Here is an 8,627-nt window from a genome sequence, read left to right as displayed (position 1 = left end):
GGATCGCCGGGGCGGTGGGCCGGGCAAAAGCAACAGGCCGGGGCTCAACACCGTCGTGGTACCACCGCGATAACGTCGAGCTCCGCGTCGTCATCTTTGCCCGGTCCACCGGAGGCGGTCCCCTCATCCCCGAGCGGGAAGGGGCCGGGAAAAGACGACGACCCTGAGCTCGACGAGGCGGGCGCGGGGCCGGGGGCGGGAAAGACGGTGCCCCTGGGCTCGACGAGGTGGGCGCGGGGCCGGGGACGCCGGTCAGTCCTCGGTCTCGGCGTGCACGAACTCGGTGAGCCGGGTGAGCACGTCCGGGTCGGTGCTGGGCAGCACCCCGTGGCCGAGGTTGAAGATGTGCCCGTCGGCGACGCGGCCGCGGGAGAGCACGTCCCGGGTGCGCTCGGCGACCACGTCCCAGGGGGCGAACAGCACCGCCGGGTCGAGGTTGCCCTGCAGCGCGGTGGCGGCCTGGACCCGCTGGGCGGCCTTGTCCAGCGGCACCCGCCAGTCCACCCCGACCACGTCCGCGCCGGCCTCGCTGAGCAGGCCGAGCAGTTCGCCGGTGCCCACGCCGAAGTGGATCCGCGGCACGTCCCGGTCGGCGAGCGCCTCGAAGATCGACGCGCTGTGCGGCAGCACCGAGGTGCGGTAGTCGTCGGCGCTCAGCGCGCCGACCCAGGAGTCGAAGAGCTGCACCGCGGAGGCGCCGGCGTCGATCTGCACCTTGAGGAACTCGAGGGTGATCGCGGAGAGCCGGGCCATCAGGTCGTTCCAGAGCTCGGGCTCGCCGTACATCAGCGCCTTGGTGCGCTCGTGGTTCTTCGACGGCCCCCCTTCGATCAGGTAGGACGCCAGGGTGAAGGGGGCCCCGGCGAAGCCGATCAGCGGGACGTCGCCGAGCTCGCCGACGAGGGACCCCACCGCCTCGGTCACGAAGGGGACGTCGCCGGGCTCCAGCTCGCGCAGGCGCTTGAGGTCGGCGGCGGTGCGGATCGGCTCGGCCACCACCGGGCCCACGCCCGGCTTGATGTCCAGGTCGATGCCGATCGCCTTGAGCGGGACGACGATGTCGCTGAAGTAGATCGCGGCGTCCACCCCGTGCCGGCGCACCGGCTGCAGGGTGATCTCGGTGATCATGTCGGGCCGGGCGCACGCCTCCAGCATGGGGACGTCCGCGCGGACCCTGCGGTATTCGGGCAGGGAGCGCCCGGCCTGGCGCATGAACCACACCGGTGTCCGGGACACCGGGAGGCGCCGGCAGGCGCGGAGGAAAGGAGAGTCTTGCAGCGTCACCCTCCGATCGTGCCATGCGCGCGGAGCCGAAACGACGCACCCCGCCTTGCGGGCCGGGTGTAACGACTTCGTCGCGGACCGGACCCCAAGATCATCACGAAACACCGACACGCCGGGAAAACTCCGCGGACCGGGGCGTGACTCGTGCCACGGTGGCAGGTGATCAGCTCCAGTCACGCGCCGCGGCCGCCGCGGTGCAGGCCGGGTCGGCCGCCCGCCCCCCCTCGGCTGCCGCCCCGCCGACGACCATGGTTAAGGCAGACGTGTCCAACATGCCCCCTCTCGGCCGGGTCGACGACGCGCCTCCCCCGTTCCGGCGCGCGGTCGAAAGTCTGCGCGCGACCGCCGTCCGGCCGGAGATCTCCGTGGAGGCGATGCCCGCTCCGAAGCGGCTCGCCCCGCACGCCGCGGCGCTGTCGGCCCGGGTGAACGGCGACGAGGACGACATCGCGCTGGGCCGCCTGATCGTGCTCTACGACCCGGAGGGCACCCGGGGATGGCCCGGCCCGTTCCGCGTGGTCGCCTACGTGAGCGCGGAGGTGGAACCGGAGATCGCCGCGGACCCGCTGCTCGGCCAGGTCGCGTGGAGCTGGCTGACCGACGCGCTGGAGGCCTGCGGCGCGGAGCACCGGGCGCTCAGCGGGACCGTCACCCGGGCGACCACCGAGGGGTTCGCGGCCAAGGCCGACGAGCCGGTCAGCACCGAGCTGGAGCTGCGCGCCTCGTGGTCGCCGGAGGGCGACGACCTGTCCGGGCACATGGCGGCGTGGTGCGCGCTGCTCTCCGCCGCCTCCGGCCTGCCCCCGGCCGATGTCGCCGACATCACCGCCCGCAGGGGTCCCGGCAGCGACTGACCACGGCGTTCTCCACCGTCACGGAGGGTGCGGATCACCGGCGCGCTCCCCGGAGCGCATACCGTAGTGCTGTGGCGAACGTGCTTGATTCAACGACTGACACCCCCGAACCGGACGACGGGCGGCCCGGTGAGGCCCCTCTGCTGCGCGCGCCACGCGAGGGCCTTCCCCCCGTCGTCACCGATGCCGCAGGCCTCGCCTCGACCGTCGGCGCGTTCAGCGCCGGCTCCGGACCGGTCGCGGTGGACGCGGAGCGCGCCTCCGGGTACCGCTACGGCCAGCGCGCCTACCTGGTGCAGCTGCGCCGCTCCGGCGCGGGGTCCGCGCTGATCGACCCGGTCGCCTGCCCCGACCTGTCCGGGCTGAGCGACGCCCTGTCCGGCGCGGAGATGGTCCTGCACGCCGCCCACCAGGACCTGCCCTGCCTGGCCGAGCTGGGGTTCCGCCCGGCCTCGCTGTTCGACACCGAACTGGCCGGGCGGCTGCTCGGCTACCAGCGGGTCGGCCTGGGCTCGATGGTGGAGGGCGTGCTGGGCATGCGCCTGGCCAAGGAGCACTCCGCGGTGGACTGGTCCACCCGCCCGCTGCCCGAGGACTGGCTGACCTACGCCGCCCTGGACGTGGAGGTCCTGGTCGACCTGCGCGACGCTCTGGAGGACGAGCTGAAGGCGGCCGGCAAGCTGGAGTGGGCGGTGGAGGAGTTCGCGGCCGAGCTCGCCGCGCCGCCCAAGGAGCCCCGGCCCGATCCGTGGCGCCGCACCTCCGGCATCCACCGGGTGCGCAACCAGCGCGCCCTGGGCGTGGTCCGCGAGCTCTGGCTGGAGCGCGACCGGATCGCCCGCGAGCGGGACGTCTCCCCCGGCCGGGTGCTGCCGGACGCCGCCATCGTGGAGGCCGCCACGGCGATGCCGCGCACCCCGCAGGAGCTGACCGCGATCCGCCAGTTCGGGGTCCGGATGGCCCGCCGGTACGTGCCGCAGTGGATCAAGGCGGTCAACCGCGTGCGCGACATGGCCCAGTCCGACCTCCCCCGGCCCGCGGCTCCGGGCGACGGCCCGCCGCCGACCAACCGGTGGGCCGACCGCGACCCGGCGGCCGCCCGCCGGCTGGAGGCCTCCCGGGCCCTGGTGTCCCGGGTCGCCGAGGAGGTCGGCATGCCCGCGGAGAACCTGCTGCAGCCGGACGCGGTGCGCCGGCTCGCCTGGACTCCGCTGGAGAGCACCGAGCCGGAGGCGGTCCGCGAGCGGCTGCGCGGCTACGGCGCCCGGGAGTGGCAGCTCGGCCTGACCGCCGAGGGGCTGGCCGAGGCGCTGCGCTCGGCCGGCGGGGACTGAGTCCTCCGGGGCGCCCTCGGAGGCGGGCCGGACGGGTTCCGGCGCAGAACGCGCGGCGGCGCCGTGCCCGGGTCCCGGGCGCGGCGCCGCTCGCCGTCGCCCTCCCGCCGCCCCGGCCCCCGGGTCCGTCCGGGGAGCGGCCGGGGGGCGGGTCTCCGCGCAGGTCCGGGCCCCGGCTCCGAGGACCGCACAAAGCAACCACAAAGCGGACACGAAACGACTTAAACATTCTCTGGCCATAAAATTGCCATAAGTGGCATGATTCACATCGGCACACCCCCAGGTGAGGGTTTCCCCCGCCCTGCGGGGCGGATTAAGTTATGGAATCGTGCTGTTGTCGATGCGGAGCGGAAAGCTCCACAGGACCGGAGAGGCAGGCGTTCCCGCCCCGAGCCCTGCTCCGGGGGAGGACGCCGGACACCGGGAAGGGGAGGTGGGCCTGTTGGCCATCTGGCGCAACCTGATGCGCAGGGGTTCCGTCATGACCGGGCGCACCGAGGCGTCCGCTCCGCCGACGCCGGCGCCCGCCCCGTCCGGGCACACCCCCGGGCAGCGCGCCGCGTCCCTGGAGCGCACCCTGGACGACCTCGTCCAGCGGCTCGGCGCCGACGACCCGCGCAGCATCGCCGCACGCAACAACCTGGCCAGCAAGTACGCCCAGATCGGCCGGCGCGCGGCCGCGATCTCCCAGTTCGAGCTGGCGCTGCAGGACGCGGTCCGGGTGTTCGGCGAGGACCACCCGCAGACCGACGTGATCCGGGAGAACCTGGCCTGGTGCTACGGCGACGACTCGCGCCCGGCCGACGCGGCGGCGCAGTGGGAGGCGCTGCTGCGCAGCCGCACCGAGCGGCTGGGCCCGGTCGCGCACGACACCGTGGAGGCGCGCACCCGGCTCGCCTCGGCGCTGCGCCGCTCCGGTGAGCACGAGGCCTCGATCGCGCACTACCAGCGCGCCATCGAGGACGCCGCGGACCCCGCCGAGCGGGAGAAGCTGCGGGTGGGGCTGAGCACCGCGCTCAACGCGGCCGGCCGCTACGAGGAGAGCATCCGCCACCTGCGCCTGGTACTGGCCCAGCGCAGCCGCCGGCTGGGCGCCCGGCACCACGACACCCTGGTGATCCACCACCGGCTCGGCCGGGTCTACTCCCAGGCGGGCATGCACGCCGAGGCGATCGACGCGCTGCGCGACGCCTACCGGCACGGCCTGACCGCGGTCGGCGACCCGGAGATCCGGATGCTGACCTTCAAGATGCGCCGGGACCTCGCCGGCGCCTTCAGCGCCGCGGGCCGGCACCGCGAGGCCGCCTCCCTGTTCTGACCCGGCTCCGGGCCGCCCCGGCCGCCCAGCGGCCCCTCCCGCGCCCCTTCCGAGCGCGGCGGGCACACCCGCCCGCCGCGCTCCTCCCGTTCCGGACCGCGCCCGCCCCGGTGCCTCCGCGGACCGCCCCTCCCGACTCCGGGACGCCCTGCGGGCACCGCGGCGCGCTCCCCGCCGCGGCGGCGGCCCGAGGCCTCCTTGTCCACGCCTCTCCCCAGGCCCGGCCCAGACGCCCTTCCGCACCGGGCCCGCCCGGTGCGCGCCCGCCCTCCGCCGGGCGGCCTTCCGGCGCGGGCGGTCCCGGGCGGTCCCGAGGGCGCCGCGGGGCGGTTCCCGGAGAGTCGGGCGCCCCGCTGCTCGCAGCAGTAGTTACCGACGAGTAGCATGTGGGGGAAAGTCACCCATCCGTGTGAGAAGGAGGGGCAATCGTGCCGCGAACCGCCCGCGACGTCGTGTTCGTCGACGGCGCCCGCACCCCGTTCGGCAAGGCCGGAAAGGGCCTGTACGCCGAGACGCGCGCCGATGACCTCGTGGTCCGTGTCATCCGGGAACTGCTGCGCCGCAACCCCGGCCTGCCTCCCGAGCGCATCGACGAGGTCGCCATCGCCGCGACCACCCAGATCGGCGACCAGGGGCTGACCATCGGCCGCAGCGCCGCCCTCCTCGCCGGGCTGCCGCGCAGCGTCCCCGGCTACGCCATCGACCGGATGTGCGCCGGCGCGCTCACCGCGGTCACCACCAGCGGCGCGGGCATCGCCTTCGGCGCCTACGACGTCGTCATCGCCGGCGGCGTGGAGCACATGGGCCGGCACCCGATGGGCGAGGGCGTCGACCCCAACCCGCGCTTCCTCTCCGAGAAGCTGGTGGACCCCTCCGCCCTGGTCATGGGCAACACCGCGGAGAACCTGCACGACCGCTACCCCTCCATCACCAAGGAGCGCGCCGACGCCTACGCGGTGCGCAGCCAGGAGAAGGTCGCCAAGGCCTACGCCGACGGCAAGATCCAGCAGGACCTGGTCGAGGTGCTGGTCCGCTCGGCCGAGCAGGGCTACGGCCTGGCCACCGCGGACGAGCCGCCGCGGCCCGGCACCTCCATGGAGAACCTGGCCGGCCTGAAGACCCCGTTCCGCGCGCACGGCAACGTCACGCCGGGCAACGCGGCCGGCCTGAACGACGGCGCGACCGGCGCCATCATCGCCGCCGAGGACGTCGCCGCCGAGCTGGGCCTGGACGCCCGGATGCGGCTGGTGGACTTCTCCTTCGCCGGCGTCGAGCCCGAGGTGATGGGCGTCGGCCCGGTCCCGGCCACCGAGAAGCTCCTCGCCCGCCAGGGCCTGGGCATGGACGACATCGGCCTGATCGAGATCAACGAGGCCTTCGCGGTCCAGGTGCTGGCGTTCCTGGAGCACTTCGGGATCGCCGACGACGACGCCCGGGTCAACCCCTGGGGCGGCGCCATCGCGCTGGGCCACCCGCTCGCCTCCTCCGGCGTGCGGCTGATGATGCAGCTGGCCCGCCAGTTCGCCGAGCGCCCCGACGTCCGCTACGGCATCACCACCATGTGCGTCGGCATGGGCATGGGCGGGACCGTGCTGTGGGAGAACACGAACTGGGAAGGGAACGCCAAGTGAGCAGCCCCATCGAAGAGGCGCGGGAGCTCTTCGCCGGCGAGGTCGTCACCAAGGCCCTCGCGCGCGACGTCGAACTCCCCTACGGCGCCGGCAAGGCCGTGCTGATCACCCTGGACAACGGGCACGACCACACCAAGCCGAACACGTTCGGCCCGGGCGGCCTGCTCAGCCTCGGCGAGGCGATCGACGCCGCCGCGGCGCGCACCGACATCACCGCGGTCGCGATCACCGGCAAGCCGTTCATCTTCGCCGTCGGCGCCGACCTGACCGGCGTGCCGCTGCTGCAGAACCGCGAGCAGGCGCACGCCATCGGCAAGCTCGGCCACGACGTCTTCCGCAAGCTCGGCGAGCTGAACGTGCCGACCTTCGCGTTCGTCAACGGCGCGGCGATGGGCGGCGGCGTCGAGGTGGCGCTGCACTGCTCCTACCGCACCGTCTCCTCGGGCGTGCCCGCCTTCTCCCTGCCGGAGGCCTTCCTCGGGCTGGTCCCGGGCTGGGGCGGCACCTACCTGCTGCCGAACCTGATCGGCGCGGAGAAGGCGCTCAAGGTCGTCATCGAGAACCCGCTGGCCCAGAACAAGCAGCTCAAGGGCCCGAAGGTGTTCGAGATGGGCATCGCCGACGCGATGTTCGAGCCGGCCGACTTCGTCGAGGAGTCGCTGCGCTGGGCGGCCAAGGTCGTCAAGGGCGAGATCAAGGTCGAGCGCCCCGAGGTGGACAAGGGCGAGGCCTGGGACCAGGCGGTGAACAACGCCCGGTTCCTGCTGGAGGGCAAGCTGCACGGCGCCGCCCCGGCCCCGGTGCGCGCCCTGGAGCTGGTCGCCGCGGCCAAGGACCGCACCCGCGACGAGGGCTTCGCCGCCGAGGACGACGCGCTGGCCGACCTGATCATGAGCGACCAGCTCAAGGCCGGGCTGTACGCCTTCGACCTGGTGCAGAAGCGCGCCAAGCGGCCGGCCGGCGCGCCGGACAAGTCGCTGGCCCGCAAGGTCACCAAGGTCGGCGTGGTCGGCGCCGGGCTGATGGCCGGGCAGCTGGCCCTGCTCTTCGCCCGCCGGCTGGACGTCCCGGTCGTCCTGACCGACCTGGACCAGGACCGCCTGGACAAGGGCGTCGGCTACGTGCACGGCGAGATCGACAAGCTGCTCGCCAAGGGCCGGGTCAACCAGGACAAGGCCAACCGGCTCAAGGGCCTGGTCACCGGTTCGCTGACCAAGGACGCCTTCGCCGACGCGGACTTCGTGATCGAGGCCGTGTTCGAGAAGATGGAGGTCAAGCAGCAGGTCTTCGCCGAGGTGGAGGCCGTCGTCTCCCCCGAGGCGATCCTGGCGACCAACACCTCCTCGCTCTCGGTCACCGAGATGGCGAGCAAGCTGAAGCACCCCGAGCGGGTGGTCGGCTTCCACTTCTTCAACCCGGTCGCGGTGCTGCCGCTGCTGGAGCTGGTCCGCGGCGAGAAGACCGACGACGCGGCGCTGGCCACCGCGTTCGCCACCGCGAAGAAACTGAAGAAGACCGCGGTGCTGTGCAAGGACGCCCCGGCGTTCGTGGTGAACCGGCTGCTCACCCTGTTCATGGGCGAGGTGCTGGGCGCCGTGCAGGAGGGCACCGAGCCCGAGGCCGCGGACCGCTCGGTGGCGCCGCTGGGCCTGCCGATGTCCCCGCTGCTCCTGCTCCAGCTGGTCGGCCCGGCCGTCGGGCTGCACGTCGCCGAGACCCTGGCCGGGGCGTTCCCCGACCGGTTCCACGTCTCCGAGCAGCAGCGCAAGATCGTCGAGGCGGGCATCACCGACCTGTACGGGCCGGACTTCCAGCTCGACCCGAAGGTCAAGGAGCTGTTCACCGCCGAGGGCGACGGCCTCTCGGAGCAGGAGATCCTGGACCGGGCGCTGAACGCCCTGGCCAAGGAGATCCGGATCATGCTGGACGAGGGCGTCGTCGCCGAGGCGGCCGACATCGACCTGTGCCTGATCACCGGCGCGGGCTGGCCCTTCCACCTGGGCGGCATCACGCCGTACCTGGACTACGCCGGCGTCTCCGAGCGGGTCAACGGGAAGAGGTTCCACCCCGAGGCCACGGGCTTCAAAGCACTGTAAGGCGCCGTAAGGCCCTCTGAGGATCCGCACCGGGAGGTGCGGGCCCCGACTCGCGGCCCCGGCCGGGATACCCCTCCCGGCCGGGGCCGCCGTCGTACGCTGGGAGGGGG

General features: G+C 73.7%; 6 protein-coding genes. 5 read left to right on the top strand and 1 reads right to left on the bottom strand.

Features of this window, described 5'->3' with window-relative positions; all coding sequences use genetic code 11:
- Positions 1-252 precede the first annotated feature (252 nt).
- Positions 253-1,221, bottom strand: a complete 969-nt coding sequence (gene hemE, locus D459_RS0130010) for a uroporphyrinogen decarboxylase (RefSeq protein ID WP_017596690.1) — start codon at positions 1,219-1,221, stop codon at positions 253-255.
- A 335-nt stretch (positions 1,222-1,556) separates the two neighbouring features.
- On the opposite strand from hemE, the gene D459_RS0130000 reads away from it, so the two are divergent.
- The 5 genes from D459_RS0130000 to D459_RS0129980 all read left to right on the top strand — a co-directional run bounded on the left by D459_RS0130000 (position 1,557) and on the right by D459_RS0129980 (position 8,517).
- Complete coding sequence (locus tag D459_RS0130000) at positions 1,557-2,138, top strand: DUF3000 domain-containing protein (protein WP_017596688.1); 582 nt, start codon at positions 1,557-1,559, stop codon at positions 2,136-2,138.
- Positions 2,139-2,209: 71 nt separating this feature from the next.
- The gene (locus tag D459_RS0129995; RefSeq protein ID WP_026120887.1) at positions 2,210-3,472 is read left to right on the top strand and encodes an HRDC domain-containing protein; all 1,263 of its coding nucleotides are present in this window, start codon (positions 2,210-2,212) and stop codon (positions 3,470-3,472) included.
- A gap of 481 nt (positions 3,473-3,953) precedes the next feature.
- Positions 3,954-4,790 (top strand): tetratricopeptide repeat protein, encoded by an 837-nt coding sequence (locus tag D459_RS0129990; RefSeq protein WP_241485164.1) that lies wholly within the window; start codon positions 3,954-3,956, stop codon positions 4,788-4,790.
- A 428-nt stretch (positions 4,791-5,218) separates the two neighbouring features.
- Positions 5,219-6,421 (top strand): thiolase family protein, encoded by a 1,203-nt coding sequence (locus D459_RS0129985; protein WP_017596685.1) that lies wholly within the window; start codon positions 5,219-5,221, stop codon positions 6,419-6,421.
- Positions 6,418-8,517 (top strand): 3-hydroxyacyl-CoA dehydrogenase NAD-binding domain-containing protein, encoded by a 2,100-nt coding sequence (locus D459_RS0129980; protein WP_017596684.1) that lies wholly within the window; start codon positions 6,418-6,420, stop codon positions 8,515-8,517. The genes D459_RS0129985 and D459_RS0129980 overlap by 4 nt, the downstream gene beginning before the upstream one ends.
- The last annotated feature ends 110 nt before the right edge of the window (positions 8,518-8,627 follow it).

Origin of the sequence: Nocardiopsis potens DSM 45234, assembly GCF_000341105.1 — a bacterium.
Classification (GTDB): Bacteria; Actinomycetota; Actinomycetes; order Streptosporangiales; family Streptosporangiaceae; genus Nocardiopsis_A; species Nocardiopsis_A potens.
Note: the sequence above shows the minus strand (reverse complement) of the source record. Positions and strands in the feature narration are given on the sequence as shown.